Here is a 23,517-nt window from a genome sequence, read left to right as displayed (position 1 = left end):
CCGGGTGGGCGCAGCCGGGATGCACACGCTCACACGCCCATGTAACGATGCACCAGGGACGGGTCCTGCTGCAACTGCTGTGAGCTTCCACTCCAGGCGATACGTCCCTTCTCGACCACATAATGGCGGTCAGCCAGTCCCATGAGCGACTGGATGTTCTTGTCGATGACGATCATCGACAACCCTTCTTTCTTCAGTTCGTGCAGGGCGCGCCAGATATCGGCACGCGCCACCGGCGCCAGGCCTTCGGTGGCCTCGTCCAGCACCAGCAGGGAGGGATTGGTCATCAGCGCACGCGAGATGGCCAGCATCTGCTGCTCGCCGCCAGACAACTGCGAACCCATGTTCTGACGCCGCTCCGCCAGCCGTGGAAAGAATTCATAGGCGCGTCGCAAGGTCCAGGGCCGACTGTCGGCCTGCCCTGCACGCGCCGGGCGTGCGGTGGCGATCAGGTTTTCTTCCACGGTCAGGTCGGCGAAGATCTGGCGCCCTTCGGGCACCAGCCCCAGGCCACGGCGCGCCACTTCGTGACAAGGCAGGGTATCGATGCGCTGGCCGCCAAAGCTGATGCTGCCGGCACTCGGACGCAGCAGACCGAACAGGCATTTGACGGTGGTGGATCGGCCCATGCCATTGCGACCGAGCAAGGTGATCACCTCGCCGCGCTGCAGGTCCAGCGAGATGTCGAACAGGGCCTGCGCCCGACCGTAGGAGGCCTGCAGCCCGCGGATGGATAACTGTTCAGCCATGAGCGGCTCCGGAAAAAGTCCCTGCTTCATCACCCAGGTAGATGGCGCGGACCTCGGGGTGATTGCGAATTTCATCGGGCGTGCCACAGAAGGCGGCACGACCCGACACCAGCACCGTGATGCGATCAGCCAGGGCGAAGACCGCATCCATGTCGTGTTCGATTAGCAGCATCGAGTAACGACCCTTGAGGGATTGCAAGAGTTGTACCACCGATGCCGATTCTTCGATGCTCATGCCGGCCATGGGCTCGTCGAGCAACAGCAGGCGCGGCTGCGCGGCCAATGCCATGGCCAGCTCAAGCTGGCGTCGCTCGCCATAGCCCAGTTCTCCTGCCAGCGTATCGCGGCGGGCTTCCAGGCGGGTGGCAAGCAGTGCCTGCTGGGCGTCCTGGCAGGCTTGCTCTCGGGCCATCATCGGACGCCAGAAACCGTAGCCGCCAGTGGCGCCGACCGCCGCCAGCACGGCGTTTTCCATCACGGTGAACTCTTCGAAGATGGAGGTGATCTGGTAGGAGCGCAGCAAGCCCCGGCAGGCGCGCTGATGCAGCGGCAGCGTGGTCACCTCCTCATCGCCGAACCAGACCTGGCCGCTGTCGGGCCGCAGCTCTCCGGAGAGCTGGTTGATCAGGGTGGTCTTGCCGGCACCATTGGGGCCGATGATGGCGTGCAGTTCGCCGGGACGGATGTCCAGGCTGACGTCGTCGGTCACCAGCAGGCCGCCGAAGCGCTTGGTCAATCCCTGGGTACGCAGGCCGTTCATTGCTTGGCTCCATTGGCGACGATGGCAGTCGCATCGATACGGCCGGACGCGCCGCGTTGGCAGCACCGCACATCCAGCCAGTGCAAGGCACCCATGAGCCCGTCACGACCGGTGAGCGCAATGAGGATGATCATCGGCCCGAAGATGAGCATCCAGTGCTCGGTATAGGACTTCATCACCTCCTCCAGGCAGATAAACGCCAGTGCACCCAGCAACGGACCGAACACGCTGCCCATGCCGCCCAGCACGACCATGACGATCAGCTCGCCGGACACCTGCCAGCTCATCAGCCCCGGCGAGGCATAGGCATTCAGATTGGCCAGCAGGAAACCAGCCAGGCCGCACAGGATGGCGGAGAGCACATAGGCGATCAGTTGCAGACGGCGGGCCGGGAAGCCCAGTGCGCTGATGCGCGCGAGGTTCTGGCGCGAGCCGCGCAGGGCCATGCCGAAGGGCGCGTGCCGCAACCGGTGCATCCACAGCAGGGTCACCGCCAGCACGCCCCAGGCGGCATAGAACAAAGGCAGCACCGAGCCGAGGTCGATCCCCGCGCCCAGCCGGCTGGTGGCGATGATGGACATGCCATCGTCACCCCCATACTGCTTGAGGCTGACGAAGACGAAATAGCCCATCTGGGAAAACGCCAGGGTGATCATGATGAAGCCGATGCCACGGGTGCGCAGGCTGATGGCACCGGTGAGCGCCCCGATGCAGCCGCACGAAACCAGCACCAGCAGCAGCTGGGGCCAGGCCGATTCCAGCCCGGCCAGCGAGGACAGGGAGACGCAATACGCCCCCAGGCCAATGAAGAGTGCATGTCCGAAGCCGATCAGGCCGGCATAGCCCAGCACCAGGTTGAGCGCACTGGCGGCCAGCGCATAGATCAGCACACGCGCCAGAAAGCCCACGTAGAACTGTGCACCCAGTGCAGCGGCCACCGGTGGCACGGCCAGTAGCGCCAGAAACAGCAGCAGGGGAATGCCCAGGCTGGGACGGAACAGGGAGGAATTCGTCTTCATCGTCTTGCCACGAAAAGGCCTTGCGGACGCAGCGCCAGGACGGCCGCCATCAGCAGGTAGATCAATAGGGAAGCCAGTGCCGGACCAGCCGCATCGGCCAGCTGGCGGCTGACCATCTCACGCAACAGCATGGGCAGGAAAGCCCGTCCCATGGTATCGACGACACCGACGATCAGGGCCGAATAGAACGCGCCCTTGACCGAACCGATGCCGCCGATGACGATCACCACGAAGGTGGCGATCAGGACCGGCTCACCCATGCCGGCCTGGACCGACAGGATGGGGCCGGCCACGGCACCCGCCAGTCCGGCCAGGGCAGCACCGACGGCAAACAGCAGGGCATTGAGGAAGCGGATGTTGATCCCCAGCGCGCCCACCATGGCCGCATTGTTGGCGCCGGCACGGATGAGCATGCCCAGGCGGGTGCGGTGGATCATCCAGTAGCACCCGACGGCCACGGCCAGACCGACCACGATGACCGCAAAGCGATACAGCGGATAGGGCAGGCCGAACAGGTTGATGACACCATCCAGCATCGGTGGCACCGAGACGAACAGGGGCTGCTTGCCCCACAACATCGAGGCCAGTTCATTGAAGAACATGATCATGCCGAACGTGGCCAGGACATGATTCAGGTGGTTCTTGTCGTACAGCCGCGCCACCGCCACCCGCTCCAGCAGCACACCGATGGCCAGACAGCCCAGCAGCGCGGCCAGCAGCCCCAGCAGGAAGCTGCCGGTGGCATTGGCGACCGAGGCCGCAATGTAGGCCCCCATCATGTACAGCGAACCGTGCGCCAGGTTGACGAAGCTCATGATGCCGAACACCAGGGTCAGGCCGGCCGCCAGCAGGAACAGCAAGACCCCGTACTGGAGACCGTTGAGCAGTTGCGCAAACAGTAGCATGATGGCCTCGCTCACTTCAGGGGACAGGCCGCCACGTAGGCGTCCTTGTGGTCCACCAGCGGGGTGGCGACCAGCTTGCCCTTGATCTGATCGCCTTCCTTGACGATCTCGAAGGCATAGTAGTTCTGGATCGGCATGTTATTGGTGTTGAAGCGGAAGGGACCGCGTACCGATTTGAACTCCGCACCGGCCGCCTTGACGGCAGCGGCGAAGGCCGCCTTGTTGGAGGTGTCGCCCTTGAGCTTGCGCACTGCCGTATCGAGCAGGAAGGCCGCGTCATAGGCATTGGCGGCATAGGTACTCGGAACGCGCTTGTAGCGGGATTCGAAGGCTTTGACGAACTTCTGGTTTTCCGGATTCTCCAGCGACGGGTTCCAGGTATTGCCGCTGATCACGCCCACGGCGGCCTCGCGCAGGGCCGGCAGATTGGTGCCATCGACGGTGAAGGTGGAATACACCGGTACCTTGCCGATCACCCCGGCCTGCTTGAGCTGCTTGGTAAAGTTCACGCCCATGCTGCCGGGGTAGAACATGAAGACCGCATCCATCTTGCTCAGCTGCAGCTGGGTGATCTCGGCCGAATAGTCGGTCTGGTTGATCTGCGTATAGACCTCGGCGGCCACGCCTCCCTTGTACCAGCGCTTGAAGCCGGCCAGCATGTCCTTGCCGGCCTGGTAGTTGGGAGCCATCAGATAGACATTCTTGTAGCCCTTGTCCTGCACCAGCTTGCCGATGGCTTCGCCCGAACCGTCATTGGGGTAGGCGATGGAAAACACATTGGCACCACACTCCGCACCGGCCATCGGCGAGGGGCCGCCGGCCACGGCGATGGAAACCACACCGGATTCCTTGAGTCGTCGCAGATTGGCCATGATGATGTTGGAGTAGCCCAGGCCGACGATGGCATCGACCTTGTCCAGCTCGATGAACTTGCGCATTACCTGCGAGCCCACATCCGGCTTCATCTGGTCATCACCCTGCAGCACCTGCACCTTCTGTCCGCCAAGCTGGTTGCCAAGCTGCTCCAGGGCCAGGCCGAAACCGTCGATATATTCCTGGCCGTCGGCAGCCATCGGTCCGGAGAAGGGGCCGGACAGGCCAATCTTGATATCGGCCATGGCCTGCTGCGGAAACGCCAGCACTGCCAGCCCCGCCAACGCCCCCAGGGCACTCACCATCGACTTCACTACCGCAGATCTTTTCATTTTCATTCCTGTTCGTGGCTAAGGTTGAACTACGAATGCTGCTTGCTGCGTGCGGGAAAACTTGAATGTGGGCGACAGTCCTGCCCCACTAGCGTGCTACGCGTGACCACATGCTGCGCAGGGCGCCCTGACGCGGCTGCTCCTGCGCCGGCTCTTCGCCCGGGCCATCGGCCGCGGGCGCGGCGGCGGCCTTCGGTTCGAACAGCTTGACGAAGCGAGCAAAGAAATCATCGGCCATCTTGCGGGCCGAACTGTCGATCAGGCGTGCACCGAGCTGCGCCAGCTTGCCGCCGACCTGGGCCTGTACCTCGTATTGCAACAGCGTGCCCTCGCCTTCTTCCGGTGCCACCAGCCGCACTGCGGCGCTGCCCTTGGCAAAGCCGGCCATGCCGCCCTGGCCTTCGAAGGTAATCGCATAGGACTGCGGCGCCACGATGTCGGTCAGGCTCATGCGTCCCTTGAACTTGGCCGAGACCGGGCCGATCTTGATCGACATGCCCACTTCGTACTCATGCTCGCCGACCTGCTCCAGCCGGTCGCAGCCGGCGATGCAATCGCGCAGGCTGGCCGGATCGTTGAGGGCTTCCCATACCGCCTGCCGGGAGGCGGGTACCAGACGTTCGCTGATCATTTCCATGCTTGATTCGCTCCTCTTTCAATTGCCTGTCATTCGTATAGTCCGCCCAGTCCGTGGGGGCTGAGCTGCGTGCGGCGTGCTACTGACTGCTGGCGGCCTTCAATGCGCCAGCAGCAGCGCCTGTATCGCGGCCGCATCCGGCAATGGCGACTGCGCCAGAATCAGCATGAGCAGGATGCGCAGTTTGGGGGCGGCCAGATCGCCTCCCGCCAACACCCCGTCACGTTGCAGGAAGGCCTGCGGCGGCACCACGCCACGCGCAGCGCGTGCGGCCTGCACCACCACCACCCCCTGCGCCACTGCACGCTGCAGGGCGGCGCGTTCACCATTGGCCGGGCGGCCGGGCGCCAGTCCGATGCTGATGATTCCCCGGGCGCCTGCCGCCAGCACGCCATCGATGGCCGCACCGTCGGCACCGGCATAGGACACCACCATATCCACGCGTGGCAAGGTCCGGCTCGACGACATGTCGAGCGCCGGCAGCATGCTGTGCGATATCGATGAAGTCACGCGGCGGCGCAGCACCACGCTGCCATCAGCGTCCACCCGACCGAGCGGGCCATAGGGCGTGGCCTCGAATGCGTGCAGCTCGAAACTGGCGGCCTTGCTGACATCGCGCGCCGCAAAAACCATGCCATCCATCACCACCAGAACGCCCTGCCCCTGGGCCTGTGGGGCAGCCGCCACCGCCAGTGCTGCGCGCAGATTGGCCATGGCATCGCTGCCCGACGTGTTCAGCGGACGCTGTGCTCCGGTGAGCACGATAGGTTGGCGGATATCGGTGGCCAGCTGCAGAAACCATGCGGTCTCTTCCATCGTCGCCGTGCCATGGGTAACGACGATGCCGGTCAGGCCGGGGTCGTCCTGCACCGTGCGCCTGATCAGCTGCGCCAGCTCCATCCAGTCCTGCGGCAGGATGCCGGTACTGCCGATCATGCGGAAGGACTGCGGCAGGATCTCGATATCCAGGTCGATCCGGTCCAGTTGTTCCACCAGATCGCCGATGGGATGCACCACGCCGCTCTCGCTGTATTCGACCCAGTCGAAGGCATGCCGCGCATGCATGGCGAAGGTGCCACCGGTGCCGATGACGGCAACCCGTGGTTTACCCGATGCGCGGGACAGGCCGCTCATGCAGCCACCAGACGCAGGTGCAGCACACCCTCTGCGAGACGGATCTCGTGGCTGCGTACATCACGTGTCAAGGGCGCCGACAAGGCCTTGCCGGAACGGATGTCGAACAGTCCGGCATGCAGGGGGCATTCGACCTCGAAGCCGTCGATCTCGCCTTCCGACAAGCGCGCATTGCCATGGCTGCAGATGTCGTTGATGGCATAGACCTCGCCATCCACCAGGAACAGGCCGATCTGCACACCGCCCAGCTTCAGCGAGCGACAGGCGCGATCACCAAACACCTCGGCCAGCGGCCCCAGCGTCAGCCAGCCCTGGGCATCGGGCAACGGCGGGGACGCCTGGGCGTCTGCCGCCACGATAGGCAGGATGCCATTCACAGGCCGGCCCTCGCTTCCAGCAATTTGGCCTCATGCACCTTCATCGCGCCGACCAGGTCGCGGATGCGGGTGATGCCGCGACGTACACAATAGGCCTGGAGGTCGTCGATGACGCGCGGCATGGCGCTGGTACTGATGAAATTGGCCGTGCCCACCTGTACTGCCGTGCAACCGGCCAGCAGGTATTCAATGGCGTCCTCGGCGGTGGCGATGCCACCGCAACCGATGACCGGAATGCTGACCGCCTGCGCCGCCTGGTAAGCCATGCGCAATAGGATGGGCTTGGTGGCACTGCCGGTGATCCCGCCCATCAGGTTGGCGACCTTGGGTTGATGACTTTCGATATCGATGGCCATGGCCAGGATGGCGTTGGAACTGACCAGGGCGTCTGCGCCCCCCTGCTCGGCGGCACGGGCGATCACGGCGATGCTGCCGACATTGGGAGAGAGCTTGGCCCAGACCTGCAGGTCGGTGTTGCGCTTCATCGCCTTGATCACCGCTTCGGTGGCCTGTGGGTCCATGCCGAAGGCCTGGCCATCCTTCTTCAGGTTGGGGCAGGAGATATTGGCCTCGATGGCGGCCACGCCCGGCACGCTCAGGCGTGCGGCCAGCTCGCCGAACTCTTCCACGGTATTGGCTGAAATGCTGGCCACCAGAGGGGGCGTGTAATTCCGGTAGAACGGCACCAGCTCTTCCAGATAGTGCTCCGGCCCCTTGCTGGGGATACCGATGGAGAACAAGGTCGAATTGCGCAGCTCGGCCACGCGTGGCGGGGTGTTGCCCTCGCGCAGGTCGCTGGTGATGGTCTTGGTGACGATGGCACCCAGACCATTGAGATCGATCACCTTGGCCATGCCCTCGGCAAAGGTCCCGGAGCCGGGCATGACCGGATTCTGCAAGGTCAGCTTACCGATGGATACGCTCATGTCTACCATGTCACTGTCTCCTGCGCGTCGAACACCGGGCCATCCCAGCACACGCGTCTGTAACTCATCGTTTCCGAACCAGGGCTCTTGCGGAATGGCCGCACGCAGGCAAAGCACATGCCCAGCGCACATCCCATCAATTGCTCCAGCGCCACCTGGGCCGGCACGTCCAGCTCCTGGCCCAGTCGCTGCAACGCCAGCAGGAAGCGGTTGGAGCCGCAGGTGGTCAGCAGGTCGAAGGGCAGCTGCGCATGCCGTTCACGTACCAATTTTTCGATGTGGGCGATGTCACTGCTGCCATCCTGGTCATGCACCACGATGACATCTGCCCCCACCGAGCGCAGGTATTGCTCCGACATCACCAGGGCCGGCGAACGCGCCGAGAGGATGGCCGTCACCCTTGCTCCGCGCTGCACCGCGTGCTGGGCCAGCGGGGCCATGGTGGCCAGGCCCACGCCGCGCGCCAGCACCAGCACATGGCGGGCCTGCGGCGGCAGAGTGAAGCCCTGGCCGACCGGCCCGAAGGCGTCCAGCGTGGCGCCCGGCTCCAGGGTGGCCAGGCCACGGGTACCGGCGCCCTGTACCTTGTAGAGGAATTCGATGGTGCAGTCCTGCGGCGAAACGCGGTACAGGCTCATCGGTCGGCGCAGGTAAGGCACGTCGTTGCCGGAGGGCGGGCAGTTGAGGTGGAAGAACTGACCCGGCAGCACCGCCAGCGCAATTGGCGGCGCCTTCAGGACCAGGTGCTTGTACTCGGCGTTGACCCACTCATTGCTCAGTACCTGGCACAGGTTCTCGGCGATGGTGAAATCTGCGCAGTGGCCGCCGCAGGACGAGGCCGCTGTACTCGGCGCTGGCTGCAGCGGGATAGGGACGCTGTTGGTCATGATCTCTAGAGGTGGGTGGAAGAGGATGCACGCACGGCGGCATCGGTAATCTGCTCGAAGGACGTCACCAGCGGGAAGGCTCCTGCATCGATGGGCAGCATCTGGGTCTGCTCGAAGCGCATGCGTGAACAGAGCCACTGTCCCTGCTGGTCGCGGGCATATTCTTCGTAGGTCAGCGCGCCCAGCAGCACCGCCTTCTTGGTCTGCTCACGCAGCGCGATCTGCCACAGTCGCCAGCGTGCCGACGCGACGTCGCCTTCCACGCTGATCTCCGGGCTGCCGTAGTAATGCAGCGCATAGCACCAGGGCGAGCGCATGAACCATTGCGCCAGCGCATCGCGCCCGACCAGGCTGGCACCGAACTCCGCGCCGCCTTCCCAGATGGCGTCCTCGGTAAAACAGGCGGCCTGGGCAAGCGCGATCTTCTCCATGCGCAGCGGCGGCTGCCGCTGGTAGTTGGTCGTATATTTCTGATCGGCCAGGCTGGCATAGCGTGCCTTGAGCTGGCGGATCGCTTCGGCTGCTTCCAGTGCGGCCACACGTTGTTCCAGGTTGCTCATGAGCGCACCAGTTCCTTGAGCGAAATGGCAGGATCGCGCAGCACCGCTGCATCGATGGTGGAGCCGCGGCGTACCAGTTCTTCAAGCTGGCGGCGCTCCCGGCCACTGTCGACCAGCATGCCGCCGGCCACCCTGCCCTCATGCAGCCAGAGCAGCACGCCGGCCCTCTCCCCTGGCGGAATGCGCGATATCACCAGGTCGCCCGGCGTATAGATGCCGACCACCTGGATATTGCGATCGAGCTGGTCGGTCCACATCCACGGCACTTCGATATACGGCTCCGGCCGGCCGACGATAGCGGCCGATACCGCACGCGCCTGATTCTCGGCATTGCGCCAGGTCTCCTGGCGCAATGCCCGCCCATACAAGGGGCTGAAGCTGTTGGCCACGTCGCCCACGGCATAGCACCATGGCGCATCCGGATTGCGGCACCAGGCATCGGTCAGCACGCCGTTATCCAGGCGTACCGGGCTGCCTTCCAGGAAGTCCGTGTTGAGCGAAATGCCCACCGCCACCAGCACCAGGTCGGCCTCCAGCGCCATTTCCTGTCCGGCGCACTGGGCGTCGATGCGCAATCCTTCGGCCGTCTTCGCGATGCCCGATACGCTCACCCCGGTCAGCACCTTGATGCCGCGCTGTTCGTGCAGCGCCTGCAGCCACTGCGACCCTTCCGGCGGCAGGCAACGCGCCATCACCCGGGCGCCGCCTTCGACCACGGTCACTTCCATGCCCAGGGCAGCCGCCGAGGACGCCGCCTCCATGCCGATCACGCCACCACCGATTACCAGCAGACGACGCTGCTGGGCCATGGCCGGGCGCAACGCGAGGCAGTCTTCGATGGTGCGCAGGACCCTGACTTCGGGCAGATCCGCACCGGGGATCGTCAGGCCACGAGCCTGACCACCGGATGCCACGACCAGAATGTCGAAGGGGATGACCTCGCCGCTCTCCAGATGGGCTTGACGCAAGTCGTCGATACGGGCGACCACACCCTGGCGATGCTCGACCATGACGGGGTCCTCCCAGAAACTGCGTGGCCCCAGCATCAGTTCGTCCACGGTCTTGCTGCCCAGCAGCAGTTCCTTGGACAGGGCCGGCCGTTCATAGGGGGTGTGCGGCTCCGCACCCAGCAGCAGGATGCGGCCACCAAACCCATCCGAGCGCAGGGCTTGCGCCACGCGCCCACCGGCATGCCCGGCACCGACGATCAACACACGCTGATCCTGCGGCGCACCCTGCGCTTGCGGCTGATGGTGGTTCATGACAGCGACTCCTCGACCGGCGGCAGCTGGTCCAGGCGGGTGATGACGCGATAGAGCGCGCCTCGCTCACTCTGACAGGTCCAGCGCCGCGGCTCATTGGGCGGAATGATGATGCCCTCGCCGGGGGACAGCTCGTAGCGCTCGCCAGCGGCTTCAACCAGGAACATGCCTTCCAGTACGGTTGCCACTTCCTCGCCTTGCGGTTGCGGCGGCACTTCGCTGTGCTGGCCACGACGAAAGACGCCGATGCCGATGTTCAGGTGCTGGCCCTCGACGGTATGCATGCCGGGCGCTGCCTGCGGATTCTGCCAGTCGGTTTGCAACGGCTGGCAATGCGGATCGGTCGGGTTCGACAGGCTGGACATCTCAGCGACTCCTGTTCTTGAGGGGGTAATACGGCGTCGAATCCTCCGGGCCATACTCCTTGCGCGCCGGGGTCACCACGTTCAGGCGCAGCGACACGCCCTCGGCACCGAAGCGGTTGCTGCCGTAATGCAAAACCCCGGCAGGAATGATGAGCGCATCACCGCTATCCATCACCGATTCGAGGTCGGTCTCTTCGCTGTCACTGCTTTCGAAAACGGAGCAGCCCCCCAGCAGCTGCAAGGACGCTTCCTCGCCGTGGCTATGCGACTTGGCAGGCAGGTCATGCCCCTGCGCGGCGACGAACTTGACCACCGCCACGCTGACGGACGCGCCGAACATGTGCTTGCCATACAAGCCATCGGCCACGATCTCCTTGAGGTTATCGTCGATGGCGAACACTCTGCATTTGGGCATGAAAGCTCCTTGGTTGATGACAGCGTCGGCTCAGATCGGCGGACGCATGACGAACTTCTCATCGGCCACGAAGCGCGAGAACTCGTAGCCATCGATCACGCCCGGCTGCTGGTAGGCCTCCACCGCCGGCGCCACCTCGGCCAGGGACAGCAGCATGTACATCAGCGCTGCTTCCGGCGGCGGCATGGCATCCAGCTCGAAGCCGTTGAGGTAGGCGACGATGGCATCGACATCGGCCAGCATGGCGTCCTTGAAGGCCACGATGTCGGCGAACGCGCTGGTATTGCGCATGCGGGTGCGCTCGGTCTCGGTGGCCAGGCTCCAATGGCTGAACGGCATCAGATGGGCAAAACCGGCCGGAAGGGTGATGGCACTTTGCGGGCTTGCTGGTTGCGGCGAATTCATGGCGGGCGACTCCTCAGGCCTTGGTTTCTTCATTGACGATGCGATCGACCACGTGGGCGCCGTGGCGCACCAGCAGCTCGTAGTCCTGCAGGATCATTTCCTTCTTCACGCCGGTCTGCACCGCGCTCTGGGTGCGTTCCAAGGTGCTCAAGTCTTCCAGCAGGACATCGCGCAGGGCGACCTTCATGTATTCGAGATAGAAGCGACCGCCGGCAGTCTTCATTTCCGGGTAGTACACGCGCGCCTCCAGCAGGGTCTTGCCCTGGGAGATCGGTCGGAAGTTGTAGGCCTGGAAGTAGTTCGGACGCAGCGACAGGTAGAAGTCCGGAAACACGACATTGATGTCGAAGAGCCAGTTCTCGTGGCCGGTCCAGTTCATGCCCTTGGGCAGGTCTTCCTTGCGGAAGTGGTAGCTGGCCGCCCCCATGCCGGCGCGCAGTGCGGCAGCAGCAATGGGCTTCTTCACGGCCGAGTCGGCGATGGCCTTGCTGGCCTCCGCGCCACCGGCGGTCACCGCATTCGGATTGCCGTAGACCGACTTGGGATTGCCGGCGATGGACAGGCGTCGATGGAATTGTCCGCACAGTGCATCCAGGGGCGGCATGGCGCCGTCTTCGGCGGTATCGATGGCATCGGCGATCGAATGGCCGTGCACATAGGCCACGTGGTAGGCCTCCTGGAATGCGTCCAGCGCCAGCTTCCAGTTGCAATTGACCACCGTGGTCCACTGGAAGCCGGTGGTGATCTTGTCGAAGGGATAGCCTTCGATATCACCGAACATGGGTTGCAGGAACTGCGCCAGCGACAGTTCCGGGGTGGGATCGAGGTTGATGAAGATGAAGCCTTGCCAGACTTCGCAGGCCACGCGCGACAGACCGTGGTCGCACTTGTCCAGATCGAAGAAGGAGCCCTCTTCCGGCACGCCGGTCAGGTTGCCCTGCAGATCATAGGCCCAGCCGTGGAACTTGCAGAAGAACTTGCGCGCCTGGCCACGCTTCTCATAGACGATCTGGTTCATGCGGTGCGAGCAGACGTTATGCATGGCATTGATTGCGCCCTGCTTGTCGCGTACCACGATGATGGAAGCTTCGCAGGCGTCCAGGTCCTTGACGAAGTAGTCGCCGGCGGCGGGAATCTCTTCCACGCGCCCCACGTGCAGCCAGGTCTTCTTGAAGATCCTGGCCTGCTCCTTGTCGTAGTAGGCGGTGGAGATGTACGGCTCGACAGGAACAGGCCCCTTGCCCAGTTCCGGATAGCGATCGTGCAGATGCAGCTTGATGACCTTGTTCATGAGCTCCCTCACTCGTGGATGGCAGGCCCGATCAGAGAGGGGCCTGAGAACAGATGCGTCCTAATAACGAATGTCATTCTGTATTCCGCAAAAATGAATGTCAAGCGTTTTTGATCGATTTCAAGGACAGGTGAAAAAGGTCTGGCGACACGCCTTCAGCATGCTGCACCACAACACGACAGCGGTCTGCAACGACGCACGCCGGGGTAGCGGATTCGCCCTCTTGCCGCACCGGCATCGCACCAATACCGCACCAATATCGCACTCAAAAGCGAATATTGTTTAAAGGATTCACCGTTGTGGGGAAGAGAGAAGATCCGGGGACAGGGACAGCAGGAAAGGGCTTGCGTGCTAGAATCCACGCCATTCATTACCAGCACGCAAGAGGAATCGTGGCGCAAATCAAGAAGAGCGGCATGCGCGAGGCCATCCTGGAGTCGGCCTTCGATCTGTTTTCCCGCAAGGGCTATACGCCGACCACCATGGCCGAGATCGCACGGGCGTCGAACATGACCGTGGCCAATCTCTATGTGTACTTCGATTCCAAGCTGGCCATCCTCTATGAGATCTACCAGCCGTGGCTGGAACAGCAGCTGCAGGCGCTGGCCGAGTCGGTCCGCAAGTTCCGCACGCCGCGCTCACGCCTGCGCCGGGTCTTCACGGGGATCTGGGGCGACATACCAGCCAGCGATCATTCCTTCGCCAACGCGCTGATCGAAGCCCTGGCCGTGTCGCCCCAGGGCATGACCAAGCCCAATACGCTGCTGATGGATGTGGAAACCTTTCTGACGGCCCTGATCAGCGAATCCCTCCCCCCGGAGCGCGCTCACCTGGTGCGCAACGATCTGCTGGCCCATGTCATCTGGATGGCATTCGATGGCTTCACCATCAACCAGCATCTCGGCGACGTGCGCGATGTCAGTGCCATCGCCGACATCATGACCAATCTGCTGCTGGGCGAGACAGAGGCGCCGGCAGCGGCCCCGGAAAATTCGGTCGCCCCCAAGCGAACCGCCCGCAAGGCGCGGGCGGAATAACAAGACAAAACGGAATGCGCGCCCCACGGGCGCGCACACGCGGCGTTCAGGCCACCAGCACCACCTTGCGGCATTCCTCGCGCTTTTCATTGAAGATACGGTAGCCCTCGGCCGCCTGTTCCAGCGGGAGACGATGGGTGATCAGCGCTTCCGGGCGCAGCCAGCCATCCTCGATGCTGTTGAGCAATTCCGGCATGTACTGTTGTACGTGGGTCTGGCCGGTCTTGACGGTGACACCCTTCTCGAAGATGTCGCCGAACAGGAAGCCATGGATGAACCCGGCATAGACACCCGGCACGCTCAGCGTCCCGCCCCGTCGTACCGAAGCGATGCACTGCCGCAGGGCCTGACCGCTGCTGCCTTCCAGCTTGAGGGTGGTCAACGCCGTCTCCAGTACACTGCCCTTGGCCTCGAAACCGACCGCGTCGATCACCCCGTCGACGCCGCGCCCGGCGGTATTGGCGATGATGTATTCACCTGGATCGACATGATCGAAGTTCACCGGAATGACGTCGTACTGCTCCACCGCGAAGCGCAGACGATAGTCATGATGGTCCACCATGAAAATCTTTTCCGCCCCCAGCATGCGCGCACACGCGGCAGCCATCTGGCCGACCGGGCCGGCGCCGTAGATGGCCACGCTGCTGCCCTCGCGCACGCCGGCATTCTTCACCGCCTGATAACCGGTAGGCAGGATATCGCTCAGGAATAGCACCTGCTCATCGGCCAGGGCGGAGTCGATGCGGATCGGGCCGACATCGGCCTTCGGTACCCGCACGTATTCCGCCTGTCCGCCCGGCATGCCGCCATACAGGTGGCTGTAGCCGAACAGCGCGGCTCCCGGGCGTATGCCCTTGGCATTCATGATGGCACCACGGTCGGGGTTGGTGGTCTCGCACGCCGCGTAGAGATGCTGTTCGCAGAAAAAACATTGTCCGCAGGCGATCACGAAGGGCACCACCACGCGGTCGCCCTTCTTGAGTCGCTGTACGGCCGGCCCCACTTCCACCACCACGCCCATGAATTCATGGCCGAGGATGTCGCCGGACTTCATGGCCGGTATCTTGCCGCGATAGAGGTGCAGGTCGGAGCCGCAGATGGCGGTGGCAGTGACCTTGAGGATGATGTCATCGGCTTCCTGGATGATGGGATCGGCGACCGTCTCCACTCGTACGTCGTGGGCCGCGTGATAAAGCAATGCGCGCATGGAATCTCCTTGTTCTGGTGGGCTGATCTGGAACGGGCTCAGCGCGGTGCGCGGACGTCGTCCTGCACGATGTCGAACTCGGGCTTGGCGATTTCCTTGTTGGGGTTGTCGGTGCTGGTCTCGCGATTCTCGATGTGATCGCCACGCGCCGGCTGCGCAGTGGCCTGGTCACTGGATTGGGCGGGGCTGGGGTTGGCGCGGGTGGGCAATTTCGATTCGATGGCCATGGCGTTCTCCTCAAGAGTGATGGGGGATGGTCCCTGCTATCTCGACTAATGGTCTGCCGGACTGAAACCCAGACTAGGCCAAGCCACTCGAACCGGGCCATCAGTGCGACCCGCCAAGGCTTGTGGGCGGCTGCTGTCGGACATGTCGGTCGGACTTGATGAGTCGGCTGGGGGGAGCAGCACCCTCGCTGATTCCGTCGCGCCTGTCGGCGCGAGGGTGCGCATAATCGCGGCGTGCGCCGACATACGCCGCGGCGTGGCTCGGCTAGGATCAATATTCCTCAAAGCAGTTAAAGCAGGCAGCGCAGCCCGCCTGCACCGACATCCGCAACGGAAAAGGAGACGCATCATGACCGACGCCCTGAACAAGCACCACCATCCGGCCGACACCTCTGGTCCCAAGGATCTGGAGCAGAAAGGCAATCCCCCTACCGGGACCAACGAGCGCGACATGCTCGACGGTGGCGAGCGCCACGTGCCGGGGGAAAGCGACAAATACGGCTCCAAAAATAAACCGGAGGGCGGCAATTATTCCGACCAGGACATGCGGGAAAACAGCCCGCAACTGTAATCTGGCAAGTCAGCCGATGAGTCGAGGCCACCGTGGCGTCGCGCTGTGAGCGGCGGAGCCCGCATTACAGGCATTACAGCGCGGACAGGTCGGGACGGGACGGTGCTCAGTCGTCCCGATCAAATTCCGCCAGCACCAATTCCACCTGCAGGCACTGCAGCTTGAGATCCTTGATCGCCCGCCGGTAACGGCGAAAAACCTTCCGGTCGGGGAGCTCATCCCCGCCTTTGCTCATCCTTACCGCATCATGCACGATGCCCTGGAGGATACCCGCCACCTGCTCGTGCGAGGCCTTGAGCCGATTCACGCTTTCGATCAGTGCCTGTCTTTTCTTCATTTCGTGTTCCCGTTACTTGCTTGTACTTGCTAGCGCTTGCTCGTCGTCCGTGCAGGTTTCCCCTGACTGGACAGGCAATGGAGTTTGCCGTCCGTCAGTTTGTTCCACGAAGGTCCAAGCCAATGCTCATCCATAGTGGATCGCGCCGCCTTGGCGGCTTCCTACTGCGGCCCATTGGCGCTACGGCCGGGCATCTGCTCTTCTTCAATCCCGCTGGCATTACTGACAGTCCATACCGACCTCTCGTCGTCCGGTACGCCGATATCACCGATCAAGCCCTCGGCCTAACATGAGGACTCGTAGGGAAACAAAGCCCTGCGATTCATCCCCCTCATCATCACAAGGAGATACATCATGGCAAATCAGAACCAAGGATCGACCAGCAACCGTGGCTTCGCTTCGATGGATGAAAGCAAGCAGCGCGAGATCGCCAGCCAGGGCGGCAAGGCTGCCCATGAAAAGGGAACCGCGCACGAATTCAGTTCCGATGAAGCACGCGAAGCGGGCCGCAAGGGTGGTCAGAACAGCCACAGCGGCGGCAACCAGAGCAACAACCGTTAGTGTTAGTCGTAGCGACTCCCGGGAGTCATACGACTGCGGCTGTGCTCGCTAGTACCGCCAGGGCAGTACCAGCAGCATAGGCAGCGGGCCTTCCTCGGGCCCGCTGTCCTGCCTGGCTGTCTTGCCTTGCTTTCCCGCCCGGGTCACACAATGCTCGCTTTCACCCTACCTTCATCCAGGAGTCCAGCATGACCGTCAAGACCTTGAAAGACCTGTTCATCCACAGCCTCTCCGACGTCTATAGCGCGGAAAAGCAACTGACCCGCGCGCTCCCCCGGCTGGCCCGGGCAGCTACTACGCCCGAGCTGCGCCAGGCCTTCGAACAACATCTGGAAGAGACTCAGGGACAGATCGAACGTATCGACAGGCTGGTGGAAAACAGCGAATTGCGGCTCAAGCGCGTGAAGTGCGTGGCCATGGAAGGGCTGGTGGAAGAAGGTCGCGAGCAGATCGATGAAATCGAAAAAGGAGCAGTGCTCGACGCCGCTCTGATCGGCGCTGCGCAAAAAGTGGAGCATTACGAGATTGCCACCTATGGGACCTTGTGCGCCCTGGCCAAGCAACTCGGGCTGGACGAGGCCGCCAAGTTGCTCGACGAAACCCTGCAGGAAGAAAAGGCGACCGACCAGAAGCTCAGCAAGCTCGCGCTGCAGCAGGTCAACGAGAAACTGGCCGCGTGATCAACCCATAAGGGGTCCGCCGGGGTCACCTCCCGGCCCGGAGCGCGGAGCGCCTTCCGAGCCGATTTAACAGGTCGCTTCCGAAAGGGAGCGACCTGTTTTTTTCTGTGCGCCCAGATCAGGGCGCCTTGACGGTAATGTTGATTCCATGGGCCATCATGTGACCGTAGGAATGGTCTTCTCCATCGGCAAACTGAGCGGTGAGCTTGTATTTGCCGGGCGGGAGGGTGAGCATGGTTTCGCTCTGCCCCTGGTCCAGATGCAGATGGGTGTCGTCATGCGGGATGGTCTCGCCCTTGCCGATGGGCGAATGGTTGATCAGGATGTGGTGATGACCGGTACCCTCGACCAGCTTGCCGGCCGGACGGGTGGTCATCGAGTGGGCTGCCAGGCGGACGCGGAAAGGACTGGTCACCGTCTGACCGCTCTTGGGTTCGAGAATGCTGAGGGTAGGTTCATCGGCGTGGGCCATCTCGCCCCCGAGCGAAAACAGGAGAAGGGCCAGGCAGGGAGCAGTGAAGAACCGGCCTTTGTGGTGCGGGGATTTACGTACAGATAGGAACATAGCGGACTCCTTGATGAGTTGAAATTGTCGAGTTCGGGACGAGCCGTTGCTCACCGTAGCCGTACTGCACAGCTCACAGCGAGAGCGGCCCGCGCTCGGCCGCCGGCAGACCGGCGTGCAGCTTTCCGAGCAGGATGCGCAGTTGCGCACGATAGTCGAGCACCACATTGCGACGGCAATACCGCGCCCATGCCGGGTCGGGTGGCGCCTCCCTTCTGGCCGGCTGCGATTGCGGCATGCGCATCTGGGTGGCCTGGGTCAGGCTGGCGCGCAGTTCCAGCAAGGTCATCGCCACCGTGCGATAGGTGTGGCGGCCTTCTAGCTGAACACCAGAGGCTGCGCAAACCAACGCCAGCCTGCGCAGAACGTCCTGATCCGCATGCGGCGCATCTCCCTCGCGCCAGGCTGCCCCGAAGAGCAGCGAACCGGCGTAGTCGAGATAGGCCTCCAGGCAGAAGGACAACATCACCAGCGCCGAGAGGAACACCCAGCGCGAGCCGGCGACCTCTTCACCGGCTTTTTGGATCAGGAGGTCGGCGCCGTTCCAGAGTTCGACGTAGGTCAATGTCTGCGCATACTGCGGCAGCGGGGGCAGTCTGGCATCGGCAGGATCCCGGGAAGCGTTCATGGCGGCCCTGTTCAGGAAAGAGCGGTGTCCATCACCATCATCAGCACGAAACCGACGAGCAGGCAGCAGGTCGCCGGCAAGGCATCATGACGTCGATGCGGATCGGGAATCACCTCATGCGCCAGGACGAACAGCATGGCCCCTGCCGCGCCGCCCAACGCCCAGGGCAGCATTACCGAGGACCAGGCCACCACCGCCGCGCCAGCGACCGCCGCGAGCGGTTCCACCAGCCCCGAGAGGATGCCGCAACCGATGGCGTCGGCGCGGGAATAACCAATGCCGCGCAGGGCGGTCGCAACGATCATGCCCTCCGGAATATCCTGGAGTGCAATGCCGAAGGTCAGCACTGACGCCTGCTCCGGCGCGACACCACCGTAGGCCACGCCAACCGCCAGACCTTCCGGCAGGTTGTGCAGCCCGACGGTGAGCATGAACACCCACACCCGACGCAGCGCCGCCTGCCGCGTCAACTCGTCATGTCCCTGCCCGGCTCGTTGCAGTGCCAGCACCAGCACGGCGCCGGCCAACACGCTGGCACCGATCACCAGGCTGCCGGTGGACTTGCCCACCCCACCCTGCTCCAGCGCTTGCATGGCGGGCAGGATCAGCGAAAACACCGACGCTGCCAGCATGACACCGGCACCGAATCCGGTGCAGCAGTCCGCCACACGGGCAGAAAAGCGGCGCGAGAAAAGCAGTGGCAAGGTGCCGGCAGCGGTTGCAGCGGCGGCAGCCATGCCACCGCAATACGCAAGCCAGACGCGCTCATCCCGTGCGCTCCACCAGCCCAGGGCACCGGCCACCACGATGACGCCCACCATCACCAACGGCCAGCTCAGGCGCATGGGTTGTGGCTGCGCGGGCAGGTCGCATGACGCAGGCGACTCTGACTGCAGCGCTGCCTGAGGATCAGGCGCGGGGGTCAGGGAATACTCCACTTTCTTGAGCATGCATGTCCTTCTGTTTCCGTAATGCGAGGATGCCGGTCCTGCGGCGGGATGAGCTGACTGCCTGAGGTCATGGTGATCAGGAGGTGACGCGACATGGCCAGTGCGTCACGATCAGGGAAGTCTATCGGGTGCGCACGATCCTCCCCATCGGACGAACACTGAATCGGGGCGCTGTGCTCGTCCGACGCCAGCCTGAAAATTCTGGCTGATCAGCCTGGGCGCTGCTGTTGCGCTAAGGATGTCCGACACCGGTCGGCGTGACCGATCACCGCATGTTTTCCCCTCCCGCCGATGGTATGGCTGAGCACCTCGCTTTTAGAATCAAGGTTCTGTCAATCGCGCCATCCGGCCTCCGGTTGACCGACCAAGTTCGTGCGCTTTGTTTTCAACCCTCGCTTCGACCCTGAAACCGCCAAAGAGACCCTCACCATGTTTGCCCACAACAAACGACTGCAATACACCGTACGCGTTGCCGGCCCAAATCCCGGGCTGGCCAACCTGATGCTGGAACAGTTCGGCGGCCCGCAAGGCGAACTCGCCGCTGCCTGCCGCTACTTCACCCAGGCCATCGCCGAGGATGATCCCGGCCGCAAGGACATGCTCTTCGACATCGCCACCGAAGAACTGAGCCACCTCGAAGTGATCGGCAATATCGTGGTGATGCTCAACAAGGGCGCCAAGGGCAAGCTGGCCGAAGGCGTGGAAGAAGAAGGGACGCTCTACAAGGAGATCACCGGGGCCGGTAACGACAGCCACATCACCCAGGTGTTGTATGGCGCCGGCGCGCCGCTGGTCAATTCGGCCGGGGTACCTTGGACGTCCGCTTATGTGGACACCATCGGCGAACCTACGGCCGACCTGCGTTCCAACATCGCGGCCGAAGCACGGGCCAAGATCGTCTATGAACGGCTCATCAATCTGACCGATGATCCAGGCGTGAAGGAAGCGCTGGGCTTCCTGATGACGCGTGAAATCGCGCACCAGAAATCCTTTGAAAAGGCGCTCTATTCCATTCGCCCAAACTTCCCGCCCGGAAAGCTGCCTGGCGATCCGCGCTTCTCCAAGGTCTACGTCAATCTTTCGCAGGGCTTGGGTGAGCAGACCGGACCGTGGAACGATGGCGAGCAGTGGGAGCGACTCGATGGCGCCGACGCCCTCACGCCGGTCGACGGTGGCGACGGACAGGCGAGCGTGGAACTGAGCGACGACGATCAGGCCGTGCTGGATCAACTGGCGGCGCGTACCGCATCCGCGCAGGATGGCGAGCCGCTGACCGGGGCTGAAATCGGTTCTGCCGATGCTGACTTGAAGGCCAAGCGTCCCTGAGGACTGACTTTCTACTTCATGACGATCTGCCTCGCACCGGCCGGCTGCCGGGTGCGAGGCAGTTTCGTCTGCAAAGAGGATATTCCATGACTAGCGTACAGCCGACCGTGGCAGTCTTTCCCTTCCCCAGCCTGACGATGGCGCAGCGCGCCTATGATGCCCTGCGCGATCGGGGCGTGACGCCGCAACAGATGGAGCTACGGGTGATGGATGATGAGGCTGGGCCCTCCAGCGGCAACTTCATCCTTGAGTACAAGGAGACTGATGTCCACTTCGATAGCAGCTGGATGGACATGCTCAGCAACCGGGATGATCCCAATGTGGGTGCCGGCCGGCAGGAAGTGTTCTGGTCCTGCGAAGCGCTGCTGCTGGTGACCACCGAGGACCCGCATCTGCTCAATGCCTTGCGTGAAGTCTATCGCGCCAGCGGCATGGACTTCGATGCCCTGCACTGATTCCCTGACAGGCGACTAGGTCGCCTGCGACTGCAACCAGGCCTGGACCTGATCGCTGGCCAGCGGCATGGCGAACAGGTAGCCCTGGCCGTGCGTGGCACCCAGTTCGCGCAGGCGTTGCAGATGCTGCGGGGTTTCCACCCCCTCCACCACGCAGGCCAGCTCCATGTCGTGGGTCAGCGCCAGCAAGGACTTGACGATCTTGTAGCTGACTTCGTTGTGTTCGATATCGGCCACGAAGCTCTTGTCGATCTTGATGCGGGTCAGCGGCAGGGCATGCAGGTGACTGAGGCTGGCATAGCCGGTACCGAAGTCATCCAGGGTGATGCCACAGCCGAGCTCGCGCAGGGCTGAGACCAGCTGGCGCGATTTCTCCAGGTCCTGCAGCACGGCGGTCTCGGTGATTTCCAGGTCCAGGCGCGAGGGGCTGAAACCTGAACTGGTGATGACCTTGACGATCTCGGCCATCCCCTCGCTGGTGTTGATGTCGTTGGCCGACAGGTTGAACGACAGGCGCAGCGACGGCGGCCACGTTGCAGCCGCCTGCAATGCCTTCTTCAGCAGAATCACGCTCAGCTGGTTGATGATGCCCATGCGCTCGGCAGCGGGAATGAATTCGATCGGCGCAACGGAGCCCTTGGTGGCGCTGTGCCAGCGTGCAAGGGCTTCGAAGCCGATGGGCTGGCAATCATCCAGGCGTACGATGGGTTGGAAGAACACCGACAGCTCGCGCTCGAAATCAGCCAGCCGCAAGGCCTGTTCGATATTGGCGTTGCGCTGGATCTGTGCCTTGTCGCGCTCGGAGAACAGCGTGATGGTGCCGCGTCGCTCGCGCTTGCCCTGGTAGAGCGCATAGTCCGCATGCTCGTAGAGGGAGGTGGCATCGACCGCCATGTCCGGAAAGGTGGCCACGCCTACCGAGGCTGCAATCTGCACGGTGGCCTTGTAGAGCATGAAAGGCCGGCGCAAGGCGGCGCAGATGCGCGTGCCGAAGGCCTGCAGGGCGGCGTCGCCGAGGTCGTCATCGATGATGACGGCGAATTCGTCGCCGCCCAGGCGCGCCAGGTGGAAACGCTCGTCCTGGCACAGCGCCCAGAGGCGTTGCCCCACCTCCCTCAACAACTGGTCACCATGGGTATGGCCGTACAGATCGTTGACCGCCTTGAAGCCGTCGAGGTCCAGGATGACCACCGCGAAACGCTGGCCGGAGGCGGTGGCGCGGCTACAGATGTGGTCCAGCTGGGAGAAGAACTTGCGGCGGTTGGGGATGTCGGTGAGTGAATCCAGATTGGCCAGGCGCAGGTTTTCGTCGCTCAGCAATGCGGTCTTGACCTGGGCGTCGATGAGGCGGGTGAAATCGTTGTAGTGGCTGTTGACGATGGCCAGCATGCCTATGGTCACCAGCACCACGTTGAGGGCCGCCGCCACGAACACGGGTACATGGGTGGAGATGAAAAAGACGGTGAAGATGCCGTTGACGATCAGGGCCACCGACAGCGCCGCCGAACGCAGATACATCAGGCAGAAGATGCAGCAGATGACAGTGATGCCCATGTAGAACGCCACATGCGCCTGGGCATAGCTGTCGCCGTAGGGGAACAGCATCACCGACCACAAGGAAAAGCCCAGGGCGATGGGAGCCGCCAGGAAATTGGTACGTTTGAGCGCCCGAGCGGCCATGCCCGGTGTCGGGTCGACGTGGCGGCCACGCCACCAGAAGCTCAGCCGGGTGGCGCACAGCACCGTCAGCAGGGCCGGGAAATAAAGCCCCAGCCAGTGCGGTGCCAGATCCAGATAGGTATAGGCCAGCGCCCAGCTGTTGATCAGCAGGATCAGGTACATCATGGGCATCTTCCCGGAGAAGGCCCGGTACTGCGCGATCAGCAGTTCCGGCTGATCGTAGTTCACGCGCCAATAGCGGCGCACCATGCTCATCAATGCGGAGGGAGCCATCCTGTACCCCGTGCCGTGTCATCGTGCGCATCAGCCCGCACAGCGGGCGGAATGGGTAGCGAGATGGCGGCCATCGTTATGTTGTCATTCGGTCAGCTATTATAGCCGCGACCGGTCACCGCC

29 protein-coding genes are annotated in these 23,517 nt (G+C 63.2%); 6 read left to right on the top strand and 23 right to left on the bottom strand.

Features of this window, described 5'->3' with window-relative positions:
• Positions 1 to 29 precede the first annotated feature (29 nt).
• The 16 genes from BTM36_RS15055 to BTM36_RS14980 form a co-directional block, all read right to left on the bottom strand.
• A complete protein-coding gene (locus BTM36_RS15055) occupies positions 30 to 749 on the bottom strand; it encodes an ABC transporter ATP-binding protein (protein WP_006461859.1) in 720 nt (239 codons plus the stop codon).
• Positions 742 to 1,509 (bottom strand): ABC transporter ATP-binding protein, encoded by a 768-nt coding sequence (locus BTM36_RS15050; protein WP_006461860.1) that lies wholly within the window; start codon positions 1,507 to 1,509, stop codon positions 742 to 744. Before BTM36_RS15050 ends, BTM36_RS15055 begins: the two co-directional genes overlap by 8 nt.
• On the bottom strand, positions 1,506 to 2,528 hold the full coding sequence (locus BTM36_RS15045) for a branched-chain amino acid ABC transporter permease (RefSeq protein ID WP_077236938.1): 1,023 nt from the start codon (positions 2,526 to 2,528) through the stop codon (positions 1,506 to 1,508). The genes BTM36_RS15050 and BTM36_RS15045 overlap by 4 nt, the downstream gene beginning before the upstream one ends.
• Positions 2,525 to 3,433, bottom strand: a complete 909-nt coding sequence (locus tag BTM36_RS15040) for a branched-chain amino acid ABC transporter permease (RefSeq protein ID WP_077236967.1) — start codon at positions 3,431 to 3,433, stop codon at positions 2,525 to 2,527. The genes BTM36_RS15045 and BTM36_RS15040 overlap by 4 nt, the downstream gene beginning before the upstream one ends.
• Before the next feature lie 11 nt (positions 3,434 to 3,444).
• Complete coding sequence (locus tag BTM36_RS15035; RefSeq protein WP_254427016.1) at positions 3,445 to 4,638, bottom strand: ABC transporter substrate-binding protein; 1,194 nt, start codon at positions 4,636 to 4,638, stop codon at positions 3,445 to 3,447.
• Positions 4,639 to 4,726: 88 nt separating this feature from the next.
• Positions 4,727 to 5,275, bottom strand: a complete 549-nt coding sequence (locus tag BTM36_RS15030; RefSeq protein WP_077236936.1) for a carbon monoxide dehydrogenase subunit G — start codon at positions 5,273 to 5,275, stop codon at positions 4,727 to 4,729.
• A 99-nt stretch (positions 5,276 to 5,374) separates the two neighbouring features.
• Positions 5,375 to 6,409, bottom strand: a complete 1,035-nt coding sequence (locus tag BTM36_RS15025; RefSeq protein ID WP_077236935.1) for an asparaginase domain-containing protein — start codon at positions 6,407 to 6,409, stop codon at positions 5,375 to 5,377.
• Entirely contained in the window at positions 6,406 to 6,786 is a 381-nt protein-coding gene (locus tag BTM36_RS15020; RefSeq protein WP_077236934.1) for a non-heme iron oxygenase ferredoxin subunit, read from the bottom strand. The genes BTM36_RS15025 and BTM36_RS15020 overlap by 4 nt, the downstream gene beginning before the upstream one ends.
• The gene (locus BTM36_RS15015; RefSeq protein ID WP_077236933.1) at positions 6,783 to 7,721 is read right to left on the bottom strand and encodes a dihydroorotate dehydrogenase; all 939 of its coding nucleotides are present in this window, start codon (positions 7,719 to 7,721) and stop codon (positions 6,783 to 6,785) included. Before BTM36_RS15015 ends, BTM36_RS15020 begins: the two co-directional genes overlap by 4 nt.
• Positions 7,715 to 8,599 carry a dihydroorotate dehydrogenase electron transfer subunit gene (locus BTM36_RS15010; protein WP_077236932.1) on the bottom strand — a complete coding sequence of 295 codons (885 nt, stop codon included), beginning with the start codon at positions 8,597 to 8,599 and terminating at the stop codon, positions 7,715 to 7,717. Before BTM36_RS15010 ends, BTM36_RS15015 begins: the two co-directional genes overlap by 7 nt.
• 5 nt (positions 8,600 to 8,604) lie before the next feature.
• A complete protein-coding gene (locus BTM36_RS15005; RefSeq protein WP_006461869.1) occupies positions 8,605 to 9,159 on the bottom strand; it encodes a nuclear transport factor 2 family protein in 555 nt (184 codons plus the stop codon).
• Positions 9,156 to 10,421 carry an NAD(P)/FAD-dependent oxidoreductase gene (locus BTM36_RS15000; RefSeq protein WP_077236931.1) on the bottom strand — a complete coding sequence of 422 codons (1,266 nt, stop codon included), beginning with the start codon at positions 10,419 to 10,421 and terminating at the stop codon, positions 9,156 to 9,158. The genes BTM36_RS15005 and BTM36_RS15000 overlap by 4 nt, the downstream gene beginning before the upstream one ends.
• Positions 10,418 to 10,786: a cupin domain-containing protein gene (locus BTM36_RS14995; protein WP_077236930.1), complete on the bottom strand. Its 369-nt coding sequence runs from the start codon at positions 10,784 to 10,786 to the stop codon at positions 10,418 to 10,420. Before BTM36_RS14995 ends, BTM36_RS15000 begins: the two co-directional genes overlap by 4 nt.
• Before the next feature lies 1 nt (position 10,787).
• The gene (locus BTM36_RS14990) at positions 10,788 to 11,201 is read right to left on the bottom strand and encodes a cupin domain-containing protein (protein WP_077236929.1); all 414 of its coding nucleotides are present in this window, start codon (positions 11,199 to 11,201) and stop codon (positions 10,788 to 10,790) included.
• A gap of 30 nt (positions 11,202 to 11,231) precedes the next feature.
• Positions 11,232 to 11,606, bottom strand: coding sequence for a hypothetical protein (locus tag BTM36_RS14985; RefSeq protein WP_006461873.1), 375 nt, complete (start codon positions 11,604 to 11,606; stop codon positions 11,232 to 11,234).
• Positions 11,607 to 11,619: 13 nt separating this feature from the next.
• Positions 11,620 to 12,897: an SRPBCC family protein gene (locus BTM36_RS14980; protein WP_077236928.1), complete on the bottom strand. Its 1,278-nt coding sequence runs from the start codon at positions 12,895 to 12,897 to the stop codon at positions 11,620 to 11,622.
• 392 nt (positions 12,898 to 13,289) lie between these two features.
• Between BTM36_RS14980 and BTM36_RS14975 the strand changes: the two genes are divergently transcribed.
• Positions 13,290 to 13,934 carry a TetR/AcrR family transcriptional regulator gene (locus tag BTM36_RS14975; RefSeq protein WP_254427017.1) on the top strand — a complete coding sequence of 215 codons (645 nt, stop codon included), beginning with the start codon at positions 13,290 to 13,292 and terminating at the stop codon, positions 13,932 to 13,934.
• 46 nt (positions 13,935 to 13,980) lie between these two features.
• On the opposite strand, the gene BTM36_RS14970 is transcribed toward BTM36_RS14975, so the two are convergent.
• The gene (locus BTM36_RS14970) at positions 13,981 to 15,141 is read right to left on the bottom strand and encodes a zinc-dependent alcohol dehydrogenase (protein ID WP_077236927.1); all 1,161 of its coding nucleotides are present in this window, start codon (positions 15,139 to 15,141) and stop codon (positions 13,981 to 13,983) included.
• 38 nt (positions 15,142 to 15,179) lie between these two features.
• Entirely contained in the window at positions 15,180 to 15,368 is a 189-nt protein-coding gene (locus tag BTM36_RS14965) for a hypothetical protein (RefSeq protein ID WP_077236926.1), read from the bottom strand.
• Between the two features lie 349 nt (positions 15,369 to 15,717).
• On the opposite strand from BTM36_RS14965, the gene BTM36_RS14960 reads away from it, so the two are divergent.
• On the top strand, positions 15,718 to 15,939 hold the full coding sequence (locus BTM36_RS14960) for a hypothetical protein (RefSeq protein WP_077236925.1): 222 nt from the start codon (positions 15,718 to 15,720) through the stop codon (positions 15,937 to 15,939).
• 106 nt (positions 15,940 to 16,045) lie between these two features.
• Here the strand turns inward: BTM36_RS14960 and BTM36_RS14955 are convergent, their stop codons facing one another.
• On the bottom strand, positions 16,046 to 16,276 hold the full coding sequence (locus BTM36_RS14955; protein WP_077236924.1) for a hypothetical protein: 231 nt from the start codon (positions 16,274 to 16,276) through the stop codon (positions 16,046 to 16,048).
• 354 nt (positions 16,277 to 16,630) lie between these two features.
• On the opposite strand from BTM36_RS14955, the gene BTM36_RS14950 reads away from it, so the two are divergent.
• Both BTM36_RS14950 and BTM36_RS14945 read left to right on the top strand, forming a co-directional pair.
• A complete protein-coding gene (locus tag BTM36_RS14950) occupies positions 16,631 to 16,837 on the top strand; it encodes a KGG domain-containing protein (RefSeq protein WP_006461880.1) in 207 nt (68 codons plus the stop codon).
• A gap of 188 nt (positions 16,838 to 17,025) precedes the next feature.
• Positions 17,026 to 17,517, top strand: coding sequence for a ferritin-like domain-containing protein (locus BTM36_RS14945; RefSeq protein ID WP_077236923.1), 492 nt, complete (start codon positions 17,026 to 17,028; stop codon positions 17,515 to 17,517).
• Positions 17,518 to 17,635: 118 nt separating this feature from the next.
• Here the strand turns inward: BTM36_RS14945 and BTM36_RS14940 are convergent, their stop codons facing one another.
• The 3 genes from BTM36_RS14940 to BTM36_RS14930 form a co-directional block, all read right to left on the bottom strand.
• The gene (locus BTM36_RS14940; protein WP_006461882.1) at positions 17,636 to 17,989 is read right to left on the bottom strand and encodes a DUF4399 domain-containing protein; all 354 of its coding nucleotides are present in this window, start codon (positions 17,987 to 17,989) and stop codon (positions 17,636 to 17,638) included.
• Positions 17,990 to 18,155: 166 nt separating this feature from the next.
• On the bottom strand, positions 18,156 to 18,710 hold the full coding sequence (locus BTM36_RS14935) for a hypothetical protein (RefSeq protein ID WP_077236922.1): 555 nt from the start codon (positions 18,708 to 18,710) through the stop codon (positions 18,156 to 18,158).
• Between the two features lie 11 nt (positions 18,711 to 18,721).
• Positions 18,722 to 19,660 carry a ZIP family metal transporter gene (locus tag BTM36_RS14930; protein WP_254427015.1) on the bottom strand — a complete coding sequence of 313 codons (939 nt, stop codon included), beginning with the start codon at positions 19,658 to 19,660 and terminating at the stop codon, positions 18,722 to 18,724.
• A gap of 429 nt (positions 19,661 to 20,089) precedes the next feature.
• Between BTM36_RS14930 and BTM36_RS14925 the strand changes: the two genes are divergently transcribed.
• Both BTM36_RS14925 and BTM36_RS14920 read left to right on the top strand, forming a co-directional pair.
• Positions 20,090 to 20,986, top strand: a complete 897-nt coding sequence (locus BTM36_RS14925) for a manganese catalase family protein (protein ID WP_077236921.1) — start codon at positions 20,090 to 20,092, stop codon at positions 20,984 to 20,986.
• 86 nt (positions 20,987 to 21,072) lie between these two features.
• Complete coding sequence (locus BTM36_RS14920) at positions 21,073 to 21,441, top strand: hypothetical protein (protein WP_077236920.1); 369 nt, start codon at positions 21,073 to 21,075, stop codon at positions 21,439 to 21,441.
• A 15-nt stretch (positions 21,442 to 21,456) separates the two neighbouring features.
• Here the strand turns inward: BTM36_RS14920 and BTM36_RS14915 are convergent, their stop codons facing one another.
• Complete coding sequence (locus BTM36_RS14915; protein WP_077236919.1) at positions 21,457 to 23,394, bottom strand: bifunctional diguanylate cyclase/phosphodiesterase; 1,938 nt, start codon at positions 23,392 to 23,394, stop codon at positions 21,457 to 21,459.
• Positions 23,395 to 23,517: the final 123 nt, after the last annotated feature.

The organism is Herbaspirillum sp. VT-16-41 (assembly GCF_001994935.1).
Classification (GTDB): Bacteria; Pseudomonadota; Gammaproteobacteria; order Burkholderiales; family Burkholderiaceae_D; genus Herbaspirillum; species Herbaspirillum frisingense.
This window is presented reverse-complemented; position numbering and strand designations above follow the sequence as displayed.